Here is a 22,488-nt window from a genome sequence, read left to right as displayed (position 1 = left end):
ATCCTATCATGTATTTTGCCTTCTTAACACGTACTTAAGACCGAGTTAAAAGAAATTTAGTTTTTAACTTGCCATGTTTTTTTAACCCTTATTTTATACATCACTTCTTAATTATACCTTTATATATAAATTTTTCCTATTAATCTATAATATTTCGGCTGATTTATCTAATAAAAAAAACTAACCTCTCTAGGCTAGCTTTCTCTTATTATTTTCCTAAAACTAATTGAGTCACACGTTGGATACAGAATGAAATTGTATCTGTTGCTTCATCTTGTTTATTTTCAGATGTATTAAATTGCTCAACATCTACACTAACAGCATCTACATCAATAGCATCAACCATTTCTTGACACCCTTCAACGTATTCTGTAAATGATTTTTCTAATTTTTTATGGATTCCAATTACTTTAGCAGGTGCTTTTAAGCTTGTAATTTCTGCTAATAATTCACGGTATTTGTTAGTTCCACTTAAGAATAACTCTTTAATTTCTGTTAATTCTTCTTTTGATAAATTAGCTACTTTGTTATCATCAATAGCTGTTCTTACTTTTTCGTATGACGGATTCATTTCTTCTCCTACATTTTCAGAAGTAGTTACAACGTCATTTATTTTTTGTACATAAAATCCTAAGCTTGGTTTTTTCAAAGGGATCCCTCTTTCTTAAATTACTCACCAATTCATTTTAACTTGTTTCAATGAAAAGATAAAGCTTTCTCTAAGAAAAGGTGTTTAATTATTTTGTTTTTCTTTCAGTTTATAGGCTTCTTCTATAATTGAATACTCTTTTTTAATACTTTTTAATACATTATAATTATCAATTATCTGAATACCTCGTGATTCAAAATAATCAAACATTGGACAGAAATACATTCTTTCATTAGAATCGGGAAAGAAAGCTCTGTCTAAGTTTAAACAAATTACTTCCCCATTTTTAAGATATAAGTGTAATTCAAAAAATTCCCTATTGTAAAAATATTGTCGTGGACGATAAGCAACTGTAGTTCCGTGCCCTTCAAATCCTGTATTATCAAAATAAATCACCATTTTGCTTATTTCACTATATAATATGAATCTTGTAGAACGCTTATTAAATAAAGCCAATATTTCTCTTATAATACTTGGACAATATATTTTAGGTGAAAAAAATTCTATTCCTGATTTTGTAACAGTAAAATAAGTAAACATTCTCCTTAAATCTATCATACCAATCGCTTGAACCATCCCACCTAGCCATAAACCTACTAAAATCGGTATAAAAGCATTTTCTAAATCCTTCAAACTAAATAAACCTGAAAGTATCAATAGCATTGGAAAAAACATCCAGTATAAGAATACTCTTTTAGATTTTAATTTACCATAATTTAGAGGTAATGGTAAATCTTCTTTGTTTAATATTAATTCATCTAATGATAAATCTAGTAACTCACTTAAAGCAATTAAATTTTCAATACTCGGTAAAGCATCTCCACGTTCCCATTTTGAAATTGATTGTCTTGAAATATGCATCCTATTTGCTAACTCTTCTTGTGTAAAATGTTGTGCTTCTCTATGTTTTTTAATGTTGTTTGAAATTATCATTTCCACCCACTCCTTTTGTACCTCAACCATAACAAAAAACTAATATTTAGTAACGAACCTTTTAGTTGCATCCTTATTATATCAATGTTTTAACAAAAAAAGTAATGTTTCCTTTTTTAAGAAACATTACTTTTTATTTATCTATTAAAATTGGCCTAGAAGAATTTTCCGCTGTATTTTTTACCTGAAATCATATCATATTGAATGAGCTGATAATCAGAAAAAACAGCTTCTTCTTCTTTGGATAAACTAACTTCTTTTTGCCAAGATTGATCGTAATAATAAGAGCCTCTTTCAAAAGCAGGTAAAAATTCGTACATCTCATCTAATAGCTCAAAAAATCCTGTTGTTTGAATCCCCTGACTTTTACTAACTAAAAGTGGGAAATAAAAGGGACTTATGATACTTTCTTTAGTAGGAGAATCATCTCTACTATCATATACAAAATATTCAGTTAAATGAGCAGTAATATCTTCATTTTCCTTTAAAATCTCGTCTGGATAAATCGAAGGTAGATGGTCACCCCAAAAAACGACAACTGTTGGACGATCTAATTCTTTTATCTCTTTCATAAACATTTCTAAAGCATCTGATGTATAGGCAGTATCCTGAGCATAGTTTTCAATACTTTGTGACTTCTCCATACTAGGAATCGAATAATCTGAATGCTCGTATTTGTTAGAATATGGCATATGAGTTTGCATCGTCACCAAGTGAACAAACTGCGGATTATCACTTTTTTCAAAAATATCTAGCACTTCTTTAAAAGCAGACTCATCAGAAATAAAACCATTTTTTGACAACTTATCTTGGTGAGTCATTGTTTTTTCATCTAAAAATTCATCGAAGCCAAATGTTTTATAAACATCTTTTCGCTTGTACATCGATGTGTTATAAGGATGAATAGCTGTTGTTTCATACTGTTGATTTTTTAAAGTTGAAACAAGTGATGGAAATTCCTTTTCTTTTGGTAGCATCATTGTATAGGGTGTTGTCATTTGTGGGTTTAATAATCCCATTGAAAATCCGGTTAACGCTTCAAACTCAATATTAGCTGTTCCACCACCATAATTTTGAGATAACATTTGACCGTAAGCATTTCCCTCACTAGCCACTTCTCGATATTTTTTCAAAGGATCTGGTGTCATATCAATTCCTTTTAGTTTAAGTGGATCAGAAAAACTTTCTGACATAATATAAGCCACATTAGGTTGCTCTGCATCCTTTTTAGATTGATTCACTTTATCAGCTTTTTTAGTATATTTTAAGGCAATTTCTTCAATTTTATTAGCTGAATAATTATCTGGTTCACTCATACCATCAACTCTTAAATTAAATAAAAACCCACCCATAAAGCCAGTATTATAATAATTCATTTTCTGACTATAAGGAATCCATTTGGCCGACCTATCAAAGGCTTTTTTTAATAAGTTATTTGGTTGATTAAAGTTACTAACATAAAATAATGACAGTGTTGTCACTACTAAAACAACCATTCTAACTCGTTGCCATCTAGGAGGTAATTTAAGGGATTTATAAAAAGAATAAATAAGTGTTACGGTAACTACAATTACCACACAAATAAAGAGTAAAAAGAGGGTCACTCCTAAAATATCTCGCAGCATACTCCACTCAAAAATCATTTTTAAATCATCTGGATAGATTGGTTCCATTCGGTAAGATAACTTAATCGCATTGGCTATTCCTAAAAGAGAAATTCCTACTACATAGAATAAATTACCAATAAAAAAGGAGCCAGCCACAGAAACAATGAATAAATTTAATATTAGTAAAACCAGTGAACCTAATAAAAATTTTTCAGTATGCCAAGAAAAAGCAAACTTACTAGCTAAATAAAAGGACCATTCATTTTCTGATAACTGTAAATAATAATTACTGATTAAGACTAAAACAACGCTAAGTAATAGACCTACCCAAGGTGACCTAAATTTTGCGAGTTTTTTTGATTTTAATGTCATTAAATAAACCTACTTACTTCCAAAATGTGTCGTATTGTGTAATTGGTAAATGACGTTTATGCATTGTTTTTAGATACCAATTCTCAATCGTTTCAGCTGCTTCTTTTGTTACTTCTTTACCTTCTAAATAATCATCAATTGCTTCATAAGTTACTCCTAAAGCTACTTCATCAGCAATCATTGGTTTATTTTCTTCTAAATCTGCTGTTGGTACTTTTAAATACAAACTTTCATCAGCATTTAAAAATGCTAACAATTGACGTCCTTGGCGTTTATTTAAACCTGAAAGTGGTAATAAATCAGCAGCTCCGTCACCAAATTTAGTATAAAAACCTGTAACTGCCTCTGCGCCGTGATCTGTTCCAAGAACAGCCCCATTAAATTCACCAGCAACGGCATATTGAACAATCATACGTTGTCTTGCTTTCATATTTCCTTTGTTAAAATCCCCAATAGGCAGATTACTATTATCTTTTAACTCAGCCACTAACTGGTCAACAGCTGGCTTAATATTAACAACATATTCTTTATCAGCCTGAATAAAAGCTAATGCTTTATTTGCATCATCCTCGTCGTTTTGTTTTCCATAAGGTAAGCGAATGGCGATAAATTGATAACTCGTGTCACCTGTCTCTTCTCTCATTTCAGAAATAGCCATTTGAGCTAACTTACCAGCTAAGGTAGAGTCTTGCCCACCACTAATTCCTAATACTAATGATTTGATAAAAGGATATCTTTTTAAATAAGCCTTTAAGAAATGAACACGATCACGAACTTCAATTCCTGGTTCAATACTTGGTGATACTTGTAATGTTTCTATGATTTCTTTCTGTAATTCTCTCATCATTATCTCTCCTTGCTTTGTTATATTATAGCATACTGATATTTACGATTAGATTACTTTTTCTTTAAGACTTAAAAGCACACGATCTATTTTTTTCTTAAAAGCTGATCTATTGTCATCAAGTAATTTTATGTTTGTTTCTTTTGTAATCTGGTCTAATACTTCTTCAATAGATAAATCATCTGTCTTAATTCTTTTAGCTCCTTCTAATTCTATTAATGAAGACACAGCGATTTCAATTCTCTCTCTAGCCCAAGACTTTTTTCCCTCAAAACGTTTATCTAATCTCTGATTAAGAGTTTGAGGAGTCGTTTCGAGTATAAAATGATATATCTCCACATTTGACTGACTTAGCTCACCAATAATTTCTTCTACATAAAGAGAATTGATTAAAGTCATAGGAACAATAATATCTCCATCAAAATCATTAGCTAATTTTTTTAACAGTTGAACATTAATTTCACGCCACTCTTTAAAGTCTTGAAAATCTGATTGATGTAATTCTTTCGGTAATACCTTATTGATAAAAAATCCTGCTTCTTCTGGATCATAAATCATACTACCAGGTAATCTTTTATAAAGTTCCGTTGCAGTTGTTATTTTCCCTGAACCCCAAGCGCCATTTAACCAAATAATCATCTCTTGTCACCTATATTTTTCTATTAATTTGTTTATCTACTACTACATTAAATCAAATAATGCTACTGGAATCAAAAAAAGAACTCCTCTATTTCTAGAGAAGTTCTTAAAACTTTGTAAGTTACATTGTTTTTTCGGTGCAAGATTACTCTGCAGCGTTTTCGTCTTTGAGACCGTATTTTTTGTTGAAGCGGTCCACACGTCCGTCTGCTTGAGTGAATTTTTGACGACCTGTATAGAATGGATGTGAATCAGATGTGATCTCCACACGGATTACTGGGTAAGTGTTACCATCTTCCCATTCGACAGTTTCTTCTGAATGTTTAGTTGATCCAGATAAGAATTTGAACCCTGTTTGAGTGTCCATAAAAACTACTGGATGGTATTCTGGATGAATTCCTTGTTTCATGTTCTTTTCTCTCCTTTGCCCTGAGTCATTTGCTGAAACAGAGTTATTATACAACGCTACTATTTTAACACGTCGATTTCAAATTAGCAATTACTTTTTTGTAAATGAAACATCTTTAAAAGTTTTGTAGAATGCCTCATTATCATCAGTCTTTTTCAAGACATTTAAAAATTGATTAGTGAAGTCAATCGAATCACCCTTCATGTTTCGGCGTAATTTCCAGACTTCTTCTAGGTTTTCTGGTGCAATTAAAAGTTCTTCTTTTCTTGTACCAGAACGCTTGATATTAATCGCTGGGAATACTCGTCTTTCAGATAGCTCACGTGATAAATGAAGTTCCATATTACCTGTTCCTTTGAACTCTTCATAAATCACATCGTCCATACGACTACCTGTATCGACTAAAGCAGTGGCTAAAATAGTTAAGCTTCCACCTTCTTCAATATTTCTGGCAGCACCAAAGAAACGTTTTGGTTTATAGAATGATGCTGGATCAACACCACCACTTAGTGTTCTACCACTTGGTGGAACCACTAAGTTATAGGCTCTTGCTAATTTAGTTAAGCTGTCCATTAAAATAACTACATCTCGTTTATCTTCAACAAGACGAAGAGCTCTATCTAAAACAAGCTCTACTACACGCGTGTGGTTTTCAGGTTTTTGGTCAAAAGTCGATGACACAACTTCCCCTTTGACACTACGCTCAATATCAGTTACTTCTTCTGGTCGTTCATCAATTAAAAGCACAATCAACTCGACATCAGGGTAATTTTTACTAATACCATTAGCAATTTCTTTAATGACACTTGTTTTACCCGCTTTTGGTGGGGCAACGATTAATCCACGTTGTCCAAAACCAACTGGAGCAAATATATCTATCATTCTTGTAGCAAGTCGTGTTTTATGTGTTTCAAGTTTAATTTGTTTATCCGGATAAAGAGCTGTTAAAGCAGGAAAGTGAGGACGTTCTTTAGCTTCCTCCGGGTTTTTCCCGTTAACAGTTTCTACATGCATCAAACCATAATAACGCTCTGATTCTTTTGGTGGGCGAGCTTTTCCAGCTACTTTGTCCCCATTTCTTAATCCAAAACGTCTGATTTGAGATGTTGAAATATAAATATCTTCTTTACTAGATGAATAATTAATCGGTCTTAAAAAACCATAGCCATCTTGAGAAACAATATCAAGAACACCTTCCATCATGAAAAAGCCTTGCTTTTCAGCTTGCGCACGAATCACGGCTAAAGATAATTCTTTTTTATTCATTTGGCTATAATAAGGGATTTTAAAATCTTTGGCATAAGTGTAGATTTCTTTTAATGTTTTGTTTTCAAGTTCCCCCATAGTTAAATAATCACGCATATCAACTACTCCTCTTCTTCCATGCGAATATCTGCACCAAGAGCTGTTAATTTTTCAATAATACTATCGTAACCTCTTAAAATATTACCTACATTTGAAATTTTAGTTTCTCCAGTAGCCATAACACCAGCCGTCACTAAACAAGCTCCTGCTCTTAAATCACTTGCAGTTACTTCTGCTCCAACTAATTGTAAATCTGGGTTACCATTAATAACAATCATGTTACCTTCAATACTAGCGTTAGCACCCATTCTTACTAATTCTGGAATATGGTTAACACGAGCTTCATAAATAGTATCTGTTACAATACTTGTGCCTTCTGTTAATAATAATAAAGGTGTAATTGGTTGTTGTAAGTCTGTTGCAAATCCTGGATAAGGAACTGTTGTCACGTTAGCTGCTTTAAGACCAGTTGAAAGATGAACTGTAATTGAGTCCTCTTCGATTGTCATTTTAACGCCCATTTCAGTCAATTTCGCAATAAAGCTTTCTAAATGTTCATGAATCACATTTTTAACTTTAACACCGTCACCGTATGCTGCTGCCATTGCTAAATAAGTTCCAGCTTCAATACGGTCTGGAATAATAGAATGACGGCAACCATGTAATTCTTTCACACCATCAATACGAATTTCATTTGTACCTGCACCGCGAATATTAGCACCCATGTTGTTTAATAGAGTTGCTACATCAATAATTTCAGGTTCACGAGCTGCATTTTCAATCACTGTACGACCTTCAGCTTTTACAGCTGCAAGCATAACATTAATTGTTGCACCAATAGAAACCATATCCATATAGATTCTAGTTCCTGTTAATCCTTCAGCTGCTTTTAAATTAGTTGCTCCATTTTCAGTTGTAACTGTTGCTCCTAAAGCTTCAAATCCTTTGATATGTAAATCAATTAGACGAGGTCCTAAGTAACAACCACCTGGTAAACCAACGACACCTTCGTTAAACTTACCTAATAATGCTCCCATGAAGTAATACGATGCACGTAAACTTTGGATTTTGCCACTAGGCATTGGTGTTGATTTCATATTTGTTGGATCAATTTTCATGCGATTATTTTCAAAACTGACAGTTACACCCATCATTTCTAAAATTTCTTTTAATGAGTGGACATCTTTAATGTCAGGTACACCTTCTAAAATAACTGGTGAGTCTGCTAAAATGGCTGCTGGAATTAATGCGACAGCACTATTTTTAGCTCCACTGATTTTAACTTCACCTTTTAACTTCTTTCCACCGTTAATAACCAATTTTTTCATTATTTTTAAATTTCCTCACTTTATACTTTAAAAAAGCTGCTTTTTTACAAGCAGCTACAAGTTTCATCTAGTTTTTATTAACCAATGATATTCTACCATAAATAGGTCACTAAAAAAAGTCATAGATACATTTATGTCTTTTAAACAAAAAAAGAGACTAGCTAAAGTGCTAATCTCTTCTTAAAAATTATTTACGCTTTGTTTGTAGAACCGAACCATTCGATACGTTCTTTAACTAATTCAGTAACAGCATCAAATCCTGGTGCTAATAATTTACGAGGGTCAAATCCTTTACCTTCTAAGTCTTTACCTTCTTCGATGTATTTACGTGTAGCTGATGCAAATACTTCTTGACATTCAGTGTTTACGTTGATTTTTGAAACACCTAAAGAAATAGCTTTTTGTACTTGGTCTAAAGGAATACCAGAACCACCGTGTAATACTAAAGGTTTACCATCAGTAACGTCAGCGATTGCTTCTAAAGTTTCAAAGCTTAATCCTGTCCAGTTTTCTGGGTATGAACCGTGGATGTTACCAATACCTGCTGCTAAGAAATCAATACCTGTATCAGACATTGCTTTACATTCAGCTGGATCTGCTAATTCACCAGAGCCAATAATTCCGTCTTCTTCTCCACCGATGCTTCCAACTTCACATTCTACAGAAACACCTGCAGCGTGAGCTTTAGCAACAACGTCTTTAGCTTTTTCTAAGTTTTCGTCAAATGGTAAATGAGAACCATCGAACATTACTGAAGTATATCCAATTTCGATACATTTTAAAGCATCTTCGTATTCACCATGATCTAAATGTAAAGCTACAGGAACTGTAATTCCCATTGAATCAATTAAATCTTTTACGATATCGTAACAAACTTGGTAGCCACCCATATATTTAGCTGCTCCCATAGATGTTTGGATCATAACTGGTGCGTTTGCTGCTTGAGCTCCGCGTAAGATAGCTTGAGTCCACTCTAAGTTGTTTGTATTAAAAGCCCCAACTGCGTATTGTCCTTCTCTAGCTTTTTTTAACATTTCTGCTGCTGATACTAATGCCATAAATAATTTCCTCCTAATTTTGGATAAAGATTTTTATTAAGTTTAGCTTAGCTAACACGGTTATTTTACCACTGTTTACTCCATTTTGCTAGTTAAACTAAAATTTTACTATGAATTTTCTGAAACTTTCAAACCATTTCATCTTCCTACTATTTAATACAAATTAATACAGTCCAATCGGATTCTCATTTGTATCAATGTAAATATTTTTAGTTTGAGAATAACTATCTAAAATTGCCTTGTGAGTCTCTCTTCCAATACCAGATTTTTTATAACCACCAAATGGACTACCTGCTGGAATTTGGTTATACGTATTTACCCAGACACGTCCTGTTTCAACACCACGTCCAACTTTTAAAGCTGTATTGATATTATTAGTCCATACACCACCACCTAATCCGTAGTCAGAATCATTTGCCAGTTTAATCACTTCATCAACTGTTTTAAACTTAATAACTACAGCAACAGGTCCAAAAATTTCTTCTTGAGCAATTTCCATATCATTTGTCACATCTGTTAATAAAGTTGGTCTCATGAAACAACCATTACTTAAAGCACCTGTTAATCTTGTCCCTCCTGTTAAAATAGTTGCTCCTTCCTTGCGACCTCTTTCTACAGCATCTTCAATTTTTCTTAATTGTGCCTCATTTACTTGAGCTCCCATTTGAGTATCTTCATTTAAAGGACCACCTACTACTACTGATTCAAATTTTTCTTTTAAAGCATTAACAAATTTGTCATAAATTCCTTCTTGAACGAAAATTCTTGACCCCGCACAACAAACTTGGCCTTGATTAAAAAGAATACCTAATTGTGCTCCTTCAATTGCTTTTTCAAAAGGCATATCATCAAAGAAAATATTCGCTGACTTACCACCTAATTCTAAAGTAGCTGGAATTAATCTTTCTGCTGCAGCTTTTGCCACATTATGACCAATCTCAGTAGAACCTGTGAAAGCTAGTTTGTTAAATCCTTCATGGTGTAACATATATTCACCAGATTTAGAACCTTTACCAGTAATAACATTTAAAACTCCTTTTGGTAACATCGGTCCAATTAACTTAACCAGCTCAAGTAAACTTAGTGAAGTAGATGATGATGGATGAATAACAATTGTATTTCCTGCAGCTAAGGCTGGCGCTATTTTCCAAGCAGCCATAAGAATCGGAAAGTTCCAAGGAATAATTTGTCCGACTACTCCGATTGGTTCACGAATGACTATACTTAATGTATTTTCATCAAATGCTGTAGCACTTCCTTCTTCACTTCTAATAACACCTGCAAAGTATCTAAAATGATCTGCACTAAGTGGCACATCAATTGTTCTTGTTTCTCTAATTGGTTTTCCATTGTCCATCGATTCAACCATTGCTAAATGTTCCATGTTCTCATCAATCACATCAGCAATTTTTAATAATAAATTACTTCTGTCTAGAAGTGACCATTTTTTCCAATCAACTAATGCTTCTTGTGCAGCTGAAACAGCCATATCCACATCTTCATCGACTGCATCTATAAAAGTTGCTAATTTTTCACCAGTTGCCGGTGAGAGACTAGCTATCTTTTTAGAACCAACACCATTGGTCCACTCACCATTTATATACATACCATAGCTTTCATCTATATTAAAATCAACCATTTAAAAATCTCTCCTAACATTTTTGTTTTTTTGGTATAGTTGATATTGTAAGCGTTGTTAAAAAATATTACAAGTGTTTTGTTTGAAATAAAAAAGAAGCTTAACACTTTTTTAAGATGTTAAGCTTCCTTTTTTTAAATTTCAGTACTCTCCATTTCCTTACCTAAGAAGTAAGAAATCGCTGTTCTAATCACTACTACACCAGCTAAAATTAAAATATCTTCAATTGATGGATTCAGAATTGTTTCGATAATATCAGAAGCAATTAAAACTTCTAAACTTAATAAAACATAAGACCCTAAATACATTTTCACATAGTTATTTTTTTTGAAATACTCATTCGGTCTAATCCACTAAATTTATTTTTAAAGAAATCAATCATTGCTTTTCCAACACCAAATAATAAAATGACAACTGAAAAAGAATTCAAAGCAAAAATAATATACTCCACTAATTGATGCACCATTTTTATTTCCTCACTTTTAAAAAAAGAGCATCCTTTAAAAAGATGCTCTTTTAATTAATTAATTTTCTTCAGTTTCTTCTTCGTCTTCTTCATAAAGATCATCTTCGTCTAAATCATCTTCATCAACGATTGTTAAACCTTCTGCTTCATCTGTATCTTCATCTACATCACCGATTTCTGATAAATCAGTTGTGTATTCTTTAATTTCTTTTGCTTCATCGTCATCTTCTTCTTCGTATAACTCTTCATCATCTTCATCATGAATATCTGAATCTTCTGGATCGTCATCGTTGTAGTCAATGGCATCTTCGTCCATACCAATAAAGGCATTAACTTTTTTACGTTTTTTACGACGAACAGTTTCATCTTCATCTTCATCAATTCCTGAAACTTCTTCATCAATTGAATCGATTGGATACCAAGAGCGTAAGCCCCAACGGTTATCACCTAAAGAAATAAAACTACCATCAATATTTAAATCTGTATAAAATTGAGGTAATACATCTCTAATTTCACTATCTGCTTTTTCTAAATAAGTTTGAATTTGGTTTACTAAATCTGAAAAATCCATAATATCGCCACGCTCAGCTAAGATAGCATGAGCCACTTCAATCATTGAAATTTCTTTTTTGTCGATACCTTTAAATACGTCTAATTCCAACTGGCACACGTCCTTTCACAGTCTACTCTTTATAATACAATAACTACAGTGTCAATGCAATTCAAATATGACTTTTTAAGTCTATTTACGCTGTAAAATTTAACTCTAGATGGTAGACACCAATTTTTTCATCTCCACCAAATAAATCATAATCAATAGTCACTTGTCCTGAGTAAGGACGATCTTTTAAGCTAACACGCATATTATTAGTAAAAGTTGTAATCCACATAGTTCCAAATGATGTTTGGTAATGCGTTTCATTGTGTTTTTGGTAATCAAATTTTAATTTCATTCGTACGTCCCCTGCGCGAATCAACTGAACGCTACCGTCTGCTAAAATTTTCATTGTAACTGAAACCTTGTTATCGACACCTTCTAACTGTTCATTGTATCTAATATAAAGAACTTCACCGATTCTAACTATTTGTCCTTCTTCTTCCATAAAAAATTCTTTTAATTCATTTTCTTGGAAAACTTCTGTCTTCACTTTTATGATAACTGGTATTGATTTTCTTTCTTCCATTTTACAAGCACCTCTATTTAATCTTTCCTCTATTTTCCACGGGTTCCATGCTTTTGTCAAATAAAGTCAAAGCTTATTTATTCAATATTTTGTCAAAATTCATGTATAATAAGTTTACTATCTATTTAGGAGTGTTTCACATGACAGAATCAAATAAACAAGCTCTCTTACTTGAACAATATCAAATAAAACCTAATCAAGCATTGGAGCCATTTATATATACAGATATTTTAGCCGAATATGCAGGAAATCACCAAGTAAATTGTTTCCACTTTTGGACAATGAAAAATCAACTTATTTTAGGTATGCAAGACACTCGAGTTAATGACCTAGAAAAAGGACTTACTTCTATTATGTCTAATCAGTACCACCCAATTGTTAGAAATTCTGGTGGCTTAGCAGTTGTAGCAGATGAGGGAGTCCTTAATTTCTCTTTAATTATGCCTCAACCTTCTGAAAAATTTGCCATCTCAATTGATAATGGCTATGAATTTATGAAAGAAGTCATTGAAAAAGCATTAGGTGATTTCAAAGCGTCCATTGATGCCTTTGAAGTATCAGATTCTTATTGTCCTGGAGAATTTGATTTAAGTATTGATGGTAAAAAATTTGCTGGTATCTCTCAACGTAGAATAAAAAAAGGAATTGGCATCATGATTTATTTAAGTGTTAACGGGAATCAACAAGCACGTGGCGAATTAGTCAGAGATTTTTATCAAGCAAGTTTAGGTGAAGATTTTGGTCAAAAAAACTTCCCGCCTGTTAACCCTGACTCGATGGCTAACTTATCTGACTTACTTAAAGCTGATTTAACAGTAGCTGATATGGTTACACGCCTAAAAAAAGTCATCGCAACTGATTACATCATAAGTGATGAAAAACAGCAGACATTTAATGACTTTTTAGAATCAGAGGACTTTAAAGAAAGTTATACTTTTCAAGAAAAAAGAATGTTACAAAGAAATGAAATTATTAACTGGGAGGCGTTAAATAAATGAGCTTTGAAGCAAAACTTCCAATAGAAAAAGTCTTCAGAGATCCTATTCATCAATATATTCATGTAGAGCATCAAATTATTTTAGAATTAATTAACTCTAAAGAATTTCAAAGATTAAGAAGAATCAAACAATTAGGAACTTCTTCTTTCACTTTTCACGCAGCTGAGCATTCTAGGTTTGGTCATTCTTTAGGAGTTTATGAGATTACTAGACGAATTTGTAACTTCTTTGCTCGAAATTTTTCTATTGAAGAGGATCCAGAAAATGGTTGGGATGATAGTGAACGCTTAGTTGCTTTATGTGCTGCTTTACTTCATGACGTGGGACACGGTCCTTACTCTCATACCTTTGAAGGCATTTTTGATACCAATCACGAATTGTTTACAATTGATATTATTACCTCAGAAACTACTGAGATAAATCAAATTCTAAGACAAGTAGCACCTGATTTTCCTGAAAAAGTTGCTAGCGTTATTAGTAAAGATTATCCTAATCAACAAGTAGTTCAGCTTATTTCAAGTCAAATTGATGCTGACCGTATGGACTATTTATTAAGAGATGCTTTTTATACTGGAACAGAGTATGGAACTTTTGATTTAACTCGTATTTTAAGAGTGATTAGACCTTATAAAAGTGGGATAGCCTTTCAATTTAATGGGATGCACGCTGTAGAAGATTATATTGTCAGTCGCTACCAAATGTACATGCAGATTTATTTTCACCCTGTTTCTCGTGGTATGGAAGTTATTCTTGACCACCTTTTAAAAAGAGGGAAATTTTTATACAGTAGTGACCCAGACTTTTTCCAAAACTACTCACCACTAGTCGTGCCCTTTTTAAATGGCACGTATACGTTATCTGATTATTTAAAATTAGATGATGGTGTATTAAATACCGCCTTTTTATCATGGATGGATCACCCTGATGATACTTTAAGTGACTTGGCAAAACGTTTCTTACACAGACGTCCCTTTAAATCAATTACTTTTAATGAGACAACAAAGGAAAAAATCCCAGAGCTCGTAGCATTAATTAATGAAGTTGGTTATGATTCAGAAAACTATACTGCCATTAACTCAAGTTATGACTTACCTTACGATTTTTACCAACCTTCTAAAAATAAACATCGTACACAGATTGAATTAATGGAACCAGATGGCTCATTAATTGAGTTGTCAAAAGCAAGTGACTTAGTCGCATCTCTTGCTGGGCAATCAAAAGGAGACCAGCGTTTCTTTTTCCCAAAAGAAATGCTTGCAAGTCAGACTTCCCCATCCTATACTTTATTTGAAGAACAAATTGCTCAGTTTAATCAACAAATCCATAACGGAGCAATCAAGGAAAATTAAGGAGTGTTTTTATTTTGGCAATAAAATTAGTCACAATCGATATTGACGGTACTTTATTAAACTCAGAAAGAAAAGTAACACCTGAAGTGAAAGCTGCCATCAAAAAATGTACTGAAAATGATGTTAACATTGTCTTAGCTACTGGTAGACCAACAATTGGTGTTCTAGATTTAATTAAAGAATTAGAATTAGATAACGAGCATGGCTTTATGATTACTTATAATGGTGCTATGATTCAAAATGCTGGCACAGAGGAAGTCTTAATTCAACATCCTTTATCACATGAAGACTATTTAGATGTTGAGTTATTATCAAGAAAACTTGATGTTCATTTCCACGCTCAAGATTACTCAACTATGTACACAGCTAATAAAGATATTAGTGAGTATACAGTTCATGAAGCCTTTTTAACAGGTATTCCTTTAGTTTATCGTCCAGTAAGTGAAATGACTTCTGAGACAACTATTATCAAAGCTATGATGATTGATCATGAAGAAAAATTAAATGAAGCCATTAAAAATATGCCTACTGATTTTAGTAATCGCTTTGCGATGGTTAAAAGTATGCCTTTCTACTTAGAAGTTTTAAATAAAAATGCAACCAAAGGAATCGCTGTCACTGAACTTGCCAATCACTTAAACATCACCCTAGATGAAGTCATGGCCATTGGTGATAATGAAAATGATTTATCAATGCTTGAAGCTGCTGGTATTGGGGTTGCTATGGGCAATGCTGTTCCTGCTGCCAAAGAAGCTGCTGATAGAATCACTAAAACAAATGATGAACACGGTGTTGCTTACGCATTAGAAGAATGGGTTTTAAAATAAAAAAGAAGCAGTGACATGAATCTTGTCACTGCTTTTTTTACAAACTAAACGGTGTCACAAAAGTAGCTTCTTCGGAAATAAGCCGAAAATCACAAAAATTTGAAAAGCAATTTTCATGATTTCCTTCTTATTTCTTGAAGCTAAACACTTCTGTCACAACCTCTTCTTTTTTAGCTTATTTTTTCTAAGGGTTAAAATATTAGTTCCTGTAAAAATAATAATTCCTATCCAAATAAATGAAAAAGCAATTATTTGCGGCGTACTAAATGTTTCGCCAAACTGAAAAATTGCTGCTAATAGCATTAAAGTTGGTGCAATATATTGTAAAAAGCCAACTAAAATATAAGAAATATTTTTAGCTGCCTCTGCAAATAAAAATAAAGGAATTGCTGTAACAACACCAGCTCCAACTAACAATAAATTAATTTTTAAATCAAAAGCCATAAAACCTTCAGCTGAGAAAAAAACTAAGTAAATAAAAGCATGTGGTGCAATAATGGCTGTTTCTATTGTTAAACCAGTTAAAGAACTAACACTGGCTGTTTTTTTAATTAATCCATATAAACTAAAAGTTACTGCCATAGCAATACTAGACCAAGGCATATGTCCACTTTGAACAGTTAATAAAATCACGCCTGCTGTTGCAAGAAGACAAGCAATTAACTCACCGCGACCTAAGCGCTCCTTTAAAATAACTGTAGCCAGTACTACGTTAACTAAAGGATTCATATAATAACCAAGACTTGCATCTATCACTTTGCCACTACTAACGGAAAAAATAAAAATAAACCAATTAGTTGTGATTAAAATAGCTGCAATAATAATAGCGATTAACCTCTTTTTATTATCAAATAACTCTTTAACTTCTTGCCAAAAACTTGGCCATTTTTTGTAAGTAATAAGACCACATTCATAAAAACGAATGACCATAAAACACGATAACTTAAAATAGAAATAGCTGATACAACACCAACTGCTTTCCAGTAAAAAGGTAATACACCCCATAAAATATAGGCTAAAAGACCAGCCGTTAATCCCCATTTAGGATTTGTTTTTTCTTCCAACTTTTTCCCAACTTTCTAACAAACATGATAATTTCATTATTCTATCATTTTCACCTAATATAAGAAAGAAATATGAATTCTTCATTTTTGGTTTCTAAATAAAAAACTGTAGCATAAGATTTCTCTTACACTACAGCTATTAATCATTACTTTTTTAGAAAATATCTCCATTAAAAATTGAGTTTTTAACAACAACATAATCAACTTTTCTAATCGCTTCTAAATCTTTACCACCTGCATAAGAAATTGATGATTGTAAATCTTGTTGCATTTCAATTAATGTATCTTCTAAATTACCACGATGTTCAATCATTATTTTTTTACCTTCAACGTTTTTGTGCTCACCTTTTTGATACTCAGAAGCACTACCGAAGTATTCTTTATATAGTTTACCATTCTCTTCAACTGTTTCACCAGGAGACTCTTCATGTCCTGCAAACAATGAACCAATCATTACCATAGTAGCTCCAAAACGAACTGACTTAGCAATATCACCGTGAGTACGAATTCCTCCATCAGCAATTAAAGGTTTACGAGCAGCTTTGCTACATCTTCTTAAAGCTGACAATTGCCAACCACCAGTACCAAAACCTGTTTTTAATTTTGTAATACATACTTTACCAGGTCCAATTCCAACTTTTGTTGCATCAGCTCCAGCGTTTTCTAATTCGCGTACAGCTTCAGGTGTTCCAACATTCCCTGCAATAACGAATGTTTCTGGTAAATAAGTTTTTAAATGTTTAATCATGTTAATAACAGAATCTGAATGTCCATGAGCAATATCAATTGTTACATACTCAGGTACAACTTTTTCATCAGCCATTTTTTTAACAAATTCATATTCATTCGGTTTTACCCCAACACTAATAGAAGCGAACAATCCTTTGTCTTGCATGTCTTTAATAAATGGAATTCTTCCCTCTTCATCAAAACGGTGCATAATATAGAAATAGCCTTTTGACGCTAAAAACTCAGCAATATTCTCATCAATGATTGTCTGCATGTTAGCAGGCACCACAGGCATTTTAAATTCTCTATTCCCTAATTTAACTGTCGTTTCGCATTCAGAACGACTTTCCACGATACACTTATTAGGTACTAACTGAATATCTTCATAATCAAAAATCTTCATAAAACTTCCTCCTATAATGAAAAAAAGTATTTTAGAGAGCAAAACACGAATATTAAAAGATAAAAATCCGGATTATTTTTGCGTCCTATGATAATCTACCTCATAACTAAAAAAAAAGCAAGATATATCATACTAATCTTGCTTTTTATTATTTAATTGTTCGTCTTTAGAGATTTTGTTTCTTCATAATTCTTAAAGAAAGTAAAATCATTCCACAAGATACTAAGATCATTGTTAAGTTATTAAAGATTGAAATGCCTGTATTACTAAAGTCCATAGCACTTGGAATAAAGGCTAAGAAACCTAAAATCATTGATTGAGCGATGTTGAAGCCAAAATAAACTAAAATAGTTAAGTTACGGCCTTTCATTAGTATAGTTGCCGCTGAAATTAAGATTAAAGTATTTAAGTAAGAATTTAAGAAGGTGAATGAAACACCAAAAATACTTAAACTATTGATATTCATTAATTCTAACAGCTGGCTAATCATTTGGAACATCCCAGTTGTTTGAGAAATCTTAAGTAGTACGATAAAGCCAGGAATAAAGACTAGTACAATAGTCACACATAGTGACCATAAAAGAGTTGCTCCAATTTTTGAAAAGAACAACCGAGTTCTGTTAACGCCTGATGCTACAAGCATGGCCATGACATCATTTTTATAATCCATAGACATCAGATGAAAAGGATATAAAAACATAAAGGCAAAGTTTGCAAACATCGTTAAAGTAAAGAAAATAAAGAACAAGCCAATAAATGTACTTTCAGTATCAGAAATGTAATTTGCTTGATCAATCAAGTGTACTAAATAAATCGTTGTACAAATATTAATAATCGCTAAAATTCCAGTTGTAATTAAATAGCGTTTATCTCGCATGTATTTAAATAATTCCATTTTAAAAATCAATTTTGCAGTCATTTTATTCCTCCTCTAATTCAAATTACCATCAAGGGCATGAACTTTCGTTAAGCCAGTTATCTCAATTTCTTGGTTACGTAATTGAGTTTTTACCTCAGACCAGCGCTCGTCTTGAATATTTAGACGAACAACACCACTGTCTAATACTTGATAATAATAATTCAGATTTTCTAAAATGACGATTAAAGCTTCTTGATTCGTTGTTTCAATATCACGAACCATTTTATCTTGTACAGCTGTTAAATCGATATGTTTAGCAATAACGCCTTTTTTAATAACAAATACTTCTTGGCACAATGATTCAATATCATTTTTAACATGACTTGAAATGATTAAAGTCATTCCTTTACTAGTCATTTGTTTTAAATAAAATTTAAACCAAGTCACTGTATCAGAATCAAGACCTCTAAAAGGTTCATCTAAAATCAAAATTTTAGGTTCATGTAATAAAGCAATTAATAAAATTAACTTTTTAATCATTCCGTAAGAATAAGTTTTTACCTTACCATGTAAGTATTCAGAAATCTCTAACTCTCTTGCTAAGTGTTCAGCACGGCTTGGGTCAAAATTCCCTCGAAGTCCAGAAAAATATTCAATATTAAACCAACCTGTACGGTCTTTATAAACTGAAATACCATCTAAGACAATTCCTACATTACTTAATATTTCATTGTTTTCTTTAACTGAAATGCCATCAATAGTAATTTCACCTTCATAATCACTAATGATATTGGTTATGCTTTTAAAAAGTGTTGTTTTACCAGCACCATTTGGTCCAATAACGCCATATGCTTTACCACTTTCAAAAACGAGATTTTCAACATTTAAAACCTCAATGGCACCATATTTCTTAACCACATTTTTTATTTTAATTTCCATAATTTCCCTCTTTTTTCATATTATAACAACTCATAACCACTAGCTTTATAAAGAGTGTACCAATCTTCTCTTGATAAAGTAATATCACTTGCTAAAGCAACATCTTTAATTCGTTTTGTGTTCATTGTACCAATAATAGTTTGAATATTCGCTGGATGACGGTTAATCCAAGCTGTAGCAATACCAGTATCTGTCACACCGTATTTTTCAGCCATTTGATTAATCACATCGTTTAATTCTTTAAAGTCATCATTTCCTAAAAAGACTCCTTCAAAATAGCCATATTGGTAAGGTGACCAGGCCTGGATAGTAATATCATTTAATCTAGAATGCTCTAAAATACCACCGTCACGGTAAATTCCAGCAGTGTTTTCCATATTATTATTCATACCATAAGCAACCATGCCACCATGTTTTAATCCAAATTGTAATTGGTTGACTACTAATTTTTGATTAATTGAGCGTTGAATTAATTCCATTTGCATAGGACCTTGATTACTTACACCAAATTGTCTAACTTTTCCTTGTTGTTGTAAAATATCAAAAGCTTCAGCAATTTCTTCTGGTTCCATTAAAGTATCTGGTCTATGTAGAGCTAAAACATCTAAATAATCAACTCCTAGACGTTTTAAACTACCTTCCACACTATTAATGATATGTTTCTTTGAAAAGTCGTAAAAGCCGTCTCTAATGCCACATTTAGATTGAATAATTAACTCTTCACGGTTGAGACCTAACTCTTTGATAGCTTCACCAAAAATAATTTCAGCTTGACCTGCTCCGTAAATATCTGCATGATCAAAAAAGTTAATCTCTTGTTCAATACTTGTTTGAATCACGTCAGCAGCTTCTTTTTTAGATAAGCCACTCATTCTCATACATCCTAATGCTACTTGTGGTACTTTTAATCCTGTACTGCCTAAATTAATTTGTTTCATACTTCAACAACCTTCCTAGTTTTATACTTGTTGATCTATTAACTCTAAATTAAGACGATTAAAAAAAACACGAATATCTTTTCGACATAATTCATATGAATCCGATAAAATATGAGTACATACTGAGGTTAAGCAATAACTTACCTCATCATATAAAAATAATAAAGGAACATTTGGAAACTTAACATAGTGTAGTTCTTCAAAATTTGAAATAACTAATTGTTTAATTAATTGGTTATCCATTTCTATTAAAAAACTCTCTAAGCACTGACCTAAAGCTTTTTGTTTCCCTGTGTAATCAGACTGAGCCTTCATTTTTTCTATTTTTTCTAACACTTCATCCGTTGGCAGTTTTAAATGCTTAACTTGAAGTTGGAATAAATAATTTGATAATAGCAATTCTAATAATTGAGTTCTTTCAATAAACTCCTTAGTAGAGATTGTTTGTTTTTTAACAATTACTCCACGGTTTGCTTCTTTTTCTAAGTATCCTTCGATTATTAAGCAGTTGATGGCTTCTCGAATTGGCGTTCGACTAATAGATAACTCGTTTGAAATATCTTGTTCAACAAGTCTAACATCATTGACCCATCGACCTTCAATAATATTATTTTTAATATAATCATATGCCATTTGTTGCATTCTACTTTTTTTCACTAATTCTTCCATCCCTACTTCAAATACTAGTCAATAAGTAAACCAGCATGTTTAATTTCCTGAATCGTTTCTTCAATATTTCGCGATAACACTGTAACGTGCCCTTTAACAATACCCTCAACTTCTTTTGGATATTGATAAAAATGATAATGCCATTGTCTTTTTTTACCAAGTAAAAATAAAACTAAATCATAATTCTCAGCAGTGATATTAAAGGTAACAGCTGGAACTAGTTGATTAATTTTAGGCAACGGCCAATTACAGATTCCACGAATATGAATATCATATTCTGAAAAATCACAAGCATCTAAACTATAACTTGAAGATTCATGGGCAATTGAAGAGATTTCATTGACAAATAAGTTTCCTGATTCATTAATCAAAAACTCAATTCCCACAACACCACTTACATTAAGTTCTGAAGCAACTACTCGAGCAATTAACCCAATTTGATTGATAGTTGATTCATCTAAATCTTGAAATTCTATTGGAGCTTTTATCTTCCTCAGCTCACCCTGAGAGTTATGAATTGTTTCTACTATTGGAAACAATGTGTACTCACCCTCTTGGTTAATTCCGATTGTTAAGAATAATTCCTTTTTGATTGGCACATAAGCTTCAACTATACAGGCTCCTTGCTGAATTAAAGGAACAGCTAAATTAACATCAGCCTCTGATTCTATAATCACAACATCCTCTTCTTCACCAAATCTTCTAACTGATTTAACCACGCAAGGATAACCAACAATCTGGGCAGCTTCTTTAATATCAGAAATCAGAACTGCTGTTTCATAAGGTAAGATATTAATTGAATTATTATCTAAAAACTCTCTTTCAATTAATCTATCTTGTGTGATAGCAAGACCAAATGTTCCTTGAGGAATACTAACTATTTCCTTTAAAAACTCAATCGCATTGATATCAATGTTTCTTGTTTCATAAATTAACACATCACTTCTTTTAGCCAATTCTAATAGGGCACTTTCGTCGTTATACTCTCCAATTATATGCCAATCAGCTACTTGGGAAGCTGGACACTTTTCAAGTGGATCTAATATCCCAACTGTTAACCCATATTTTTTGGCTGACATGGCAAGCATCTTACTTATATGCCTTCCACCAATAATACCAACTGTACTTCCTGGTAAAATCATTTCAGTCAACTTCCCTCACTACTTTCTCCTAATAAATCTAATAATTCACTTATAATAGTATCAATCTGTGATTAGACTGTAAAGAGTAAATGCCCATATATATAGGTTTATAAAGAAAAAACAGTCAGCTTTTTCAAG

At 32.4% G+C, this 22,488-nt stretch carries 21 protein-coding genes and 2 pseudogenes; 3 read left to right on the top strand and 20 right to left on the bottom strand.

What is annotated here, in order from left to right; all coding sequences use genetic code 11:
• Nucleotides 1-208 precede the first annotated feature (208 nt).
• The 13 genes and pseudogenes from DFR54_RS05955 to DFR54_RS05895 all read right to left on the bottom strand — a co-directional run bounded on the left by DFR54_RS05955 (nt 209) and on the right by DFR54_RS05895 (nt 12,433).
• Complete coding sequence (locus tag DFR54_RS05955) at nt 209-649, bottom strand: hypothetical protein (RefSeq protein ID WP_114289441.1); 441 nt, start codon at nt 647-649, stop codon at nt 209-211.
• Nucleotides 650-733: 84 nt separating this feature from the next.
• On the bottom strand, nt 734-1,582 hold the full coding sequence (locus DFR54_RS05950) for a helix-turn-helix domain-containing protein (protein WP_170126929.1): 849 nt from the start codon (nt 1,580-1,582) through the stop codon (nt 734-736).
• A gap of 155 nt (nt 1,583-1,737) precedes the next feature.
• Nucleotides 1,738-3,561 carry an LTA synthase family protein gene (locus DFR54_RS05945; RefSeq protein ID WP_114289438.1) on the bottom strand — a complete coding sequence of 608 codons (1,824 nt, stop codon included), beginning with the start codon at nt 3,559-3,561 and terminating at the stop codon, nt 1,738-1,740.
• A gap of 13 nt (nt 3,562-3,574) precedes the next feature.
• Complete coding sequence (gene nadE / locus DFR54_RS05940) at nt 3,575-4,405, bottom strand: NAD(+) synthase (protein WP_114289436.1); 831 nt, start codon at nt 4,403-4,405, stop codon at nt 3,575-3,577.
• Nucleotides 4,406-4,453: 48 nt separating this feature from the next.
• The gene (locus DFR54_RS05935; RefSeq protein WP_114289434.1) at nt 4,454-5,044 is read right to left on the bottom strand and encodes an AAA family ATPase; all 591 of its coding nucleotides are present in this window, start codon (nt 5,042-5,044) and stop codon (nt 4,454-4,456) included.
• Between the two features lie 145 nt (nt 5,045-5,189).
• The gene (locus tag DFR54_RS05930; RefSeq protein WP_086341624.1) at nt 5,190-5,453 is read right to left on the bottom strand and encodes a type B 50S ribosomal protein L31; all 264 of its coding nucleotides are present in this window, start codon (nt 5,451-5,453) and stop codon (nt 5,190-5,192) included.
• A gap of 90 nt (nt 5,454-5,543) precedes the next feature.
• Nucleotides 5,544-6,815, bottom strand: a complete 1,272-nt coding sequence (gene rho, locus DFR54_RS05925; RefSeq protein ID WP_114289432.1) for a transcription termination factor Rho — start codon at nt 6,813-6,815, stop codon at nt 5,544-5,546.
• A gap of 5 nt (nt 6,816-6,820) precedes the next feature.
• Entirely contained in the window at nt 6,821-8,086 is a 1,266-nt protein-coding gene (murA, locus tag DFR54_RS05920; protein WP_114289430.1) for a UDP-N-acetylglucosamine 1-carboxyvinyltransferase, read from the bottom strand.
• Nucleotides 8,087-8,277: 191 nt separating this feature from the next.
• Nucleotides 8,278-9,144: a class II fructose-bisphosphate aldolase gene (locus DFR54_RS05915; protein WP_114289428.1), complete on the bottom strand. Its 867-nt coding sequence runs from the start codon at nt 9,142-9,144 to the stop codon at nt 8,278-8,280.
• Nucleotides 9,145-9,307: 163 nt separating this feature from the next.
• Nucleotides 9,308-10,783 carry an aldehyde dehydrogenase family protein gene (locus tag DFR54_RS05910; protein WP_114289427.1) on the bottom strand — a complete coding sequence of 492 codons (1,476 nt, stop codon included), beginning with the start codon at nt 10,781-10,783 and terminating at the stop codon, nt 9,308-9,310.
• Nucleotides 10,784-10,917: 134 nt separating this feature from the next.
• Nucleotides 10,918-11,249: pseudogene (locus DFR54_RS13535) on the bottom strand (DUF1622 domain-containing protein).
• A gap of 58 nt (nt 11,250-11,307) precedes the next feature.
• Nucleotides 11,308-11,910, bottom strand: a complete 603-nt coding sequence (gene rpoE / locus DFR54_RS05900; RefSeq protein ID WP_086341618.1) for a DNA-directed RNA polymerase subunit delta — start codon at nt 11,908-11,910, stop codon at nt 11,308-11,310.
• Between the two features lie 85 nt (nt 11,911-11,995).
• Nucleotides 11,996-12,433, bottom strand: a complete 438-nt coding sequence (locus DFR54_RS05895) for a YwiB family protein (protein ID WP_114289425.1) — start codon at nt 12,431-12,433, stop codon at nt 11,996-11,998.
• Between the two features lie 140 nt (nt 12,434-12,573).
• On the opposite strand from DFR54_RS05895, the gene DFR54_RS05890 reads away from it, so the two are divergent.
• Genes DFR54_RS05890 through yidA form a run of 3 tightly spaced genes read left to right on the top strand, consistent with a single transcriptional unit; the run spans nt 12,574 to nt 15,607 of the window.
• On the top strand, nt 12,574-13,431 hold the full coding sequence (locus tag DFR54_RS05890) for a lipoate--protein ligase family protein (RefSeq protein WP_170126928.1): 858 nt from the start codon (nt 12,574-12,576) through the stop codon (nt 13,429-13,431).
• Entirely contained in the window at nt 13,428-14,780 is a 1,353-nt protein-coding gene (locus DFR54_RS05885; RefSeq protein ID WP_114289421.1) for an HD domain-containing protein, read from the top strand. Before DFR54_RS05890 ends, DFR54_RS05885 begins: the two co-directional genes overlap by 4 nt.
• A 14-nt stretch (nt 14,781-14,794) precedes the next feature.
• Nucleotides 14,795-15,607 (top strand): sugar-phosphatase, encoded by an 813-nt coding sequence (gene yidA / locus DFR54_RS05880; protein WP_114289419.1) that lies wholly within the window; start codon nt 14,795-14,797, stop codon nt 15,605-15,607.
• A gap of 153 nt (nt 15,608-15,760) precedes the next feature.
• Here yidA and rarD read toward each other — a convergent pair.
• From rarD to DFR54_RS05845, 7 genes and pseudogenes are all read right to left on the bottom strand, one after another.
• Nucleotides 15,761-16,671, bottom strand: a pseudogene (gene rarD / locus DFR54_RS05875) (EamA family transporter RarD).
• Between the two features lie 154 nt (nt 16,672-16,825).
• The gene (gene guaC, locus DFR54_RS05870) at nt 16,826-17,803 is read right to left on the bottom strand and encodes a GMP reductase (protein WP_086341613.1); all 978 of its coding nucleotides are present in this window, start codon (nt 17,801-17,803) and stop codon (nt 16,826-16,828) included.
• Between the two features lie 166 nt (nt 17,804-17,969).
• Nucleotides 17,970-18,722: a hypothetical protein gene (locus DFR54_RS05865; RefSeq protein ID WP_114289417.1), complete on the bottom strand. Its 753-nt coding sequence runs from the start codon at nt 18,720-18,722 to the stop codon at nt 17,970-17,972.
• 12 nt (nt 18,723-18,734) lie between these two features.
• On the bottom strand, nt 18,735-19,601 hold the full coding sequence (locus DFR54_RS05860; protein WP_114289415.1) for an ABC transporter ATP-binding protein: 867 nt from the start codon (nt 19,599-19,601) through the stop codon (nt 18,735-18,737).
• Between the two features lie 20 nt (nt 19,602-19,621).
• Nucleotides 19,622-20,539, bottom strand: a complete 918-nt coding sequence (locus DFR54_RS05855) for an aldo/keto reductase (protein WP_114289413.1) — start codon at nt 20,537-20,539, stop codon at nt 19,622-19,624.
• A 21-nt stretch (nt 20,540-20,560) separates the two neighbouring features.
• Nucleotides 20,561-21,196 (bottom strand): GntR family transcriptional regulator, encoded by a 636-nt coding sequence (locus tag DFR54_RS05850; protein ID WP_167799050.1) that lies wholly within the window; start codon nt 21,194-21,196, stop codon nt 20,561-20,563.
• A gap of 26 nt (nt 21,197-21,222) precedes the next feature.
• Nucleotides 21,223-22,350: an ATP-grasp domain-containing protein gene (locus DFR54_RS05845; protein ID WP_227259495.1), complete on the bottom strand. Its 1,128-nt coding sequence runs from the start codon at nt 22,348-22,350 to the stop codon at nt 21,223-21,225.
• Between the last annotated feature and the right edge of the window lie 138 nt (nt 22,351-22,488).

Source organism: Vagococcus fluvialis (genome assembly GCF_003337315.1).
Taxonomy (GTDB): domain Bacteria; phylum Bacillota; class Bacilli; order Lactobacillales; family Vagococcaceae; genus Vagococcus; species Vagococcus fluvialis.
The sequence above is the reverse complement of the archived record's forward strand: the minus strand, read 5'-3'. Positions and strand labels throughout refer to the sequence as shown.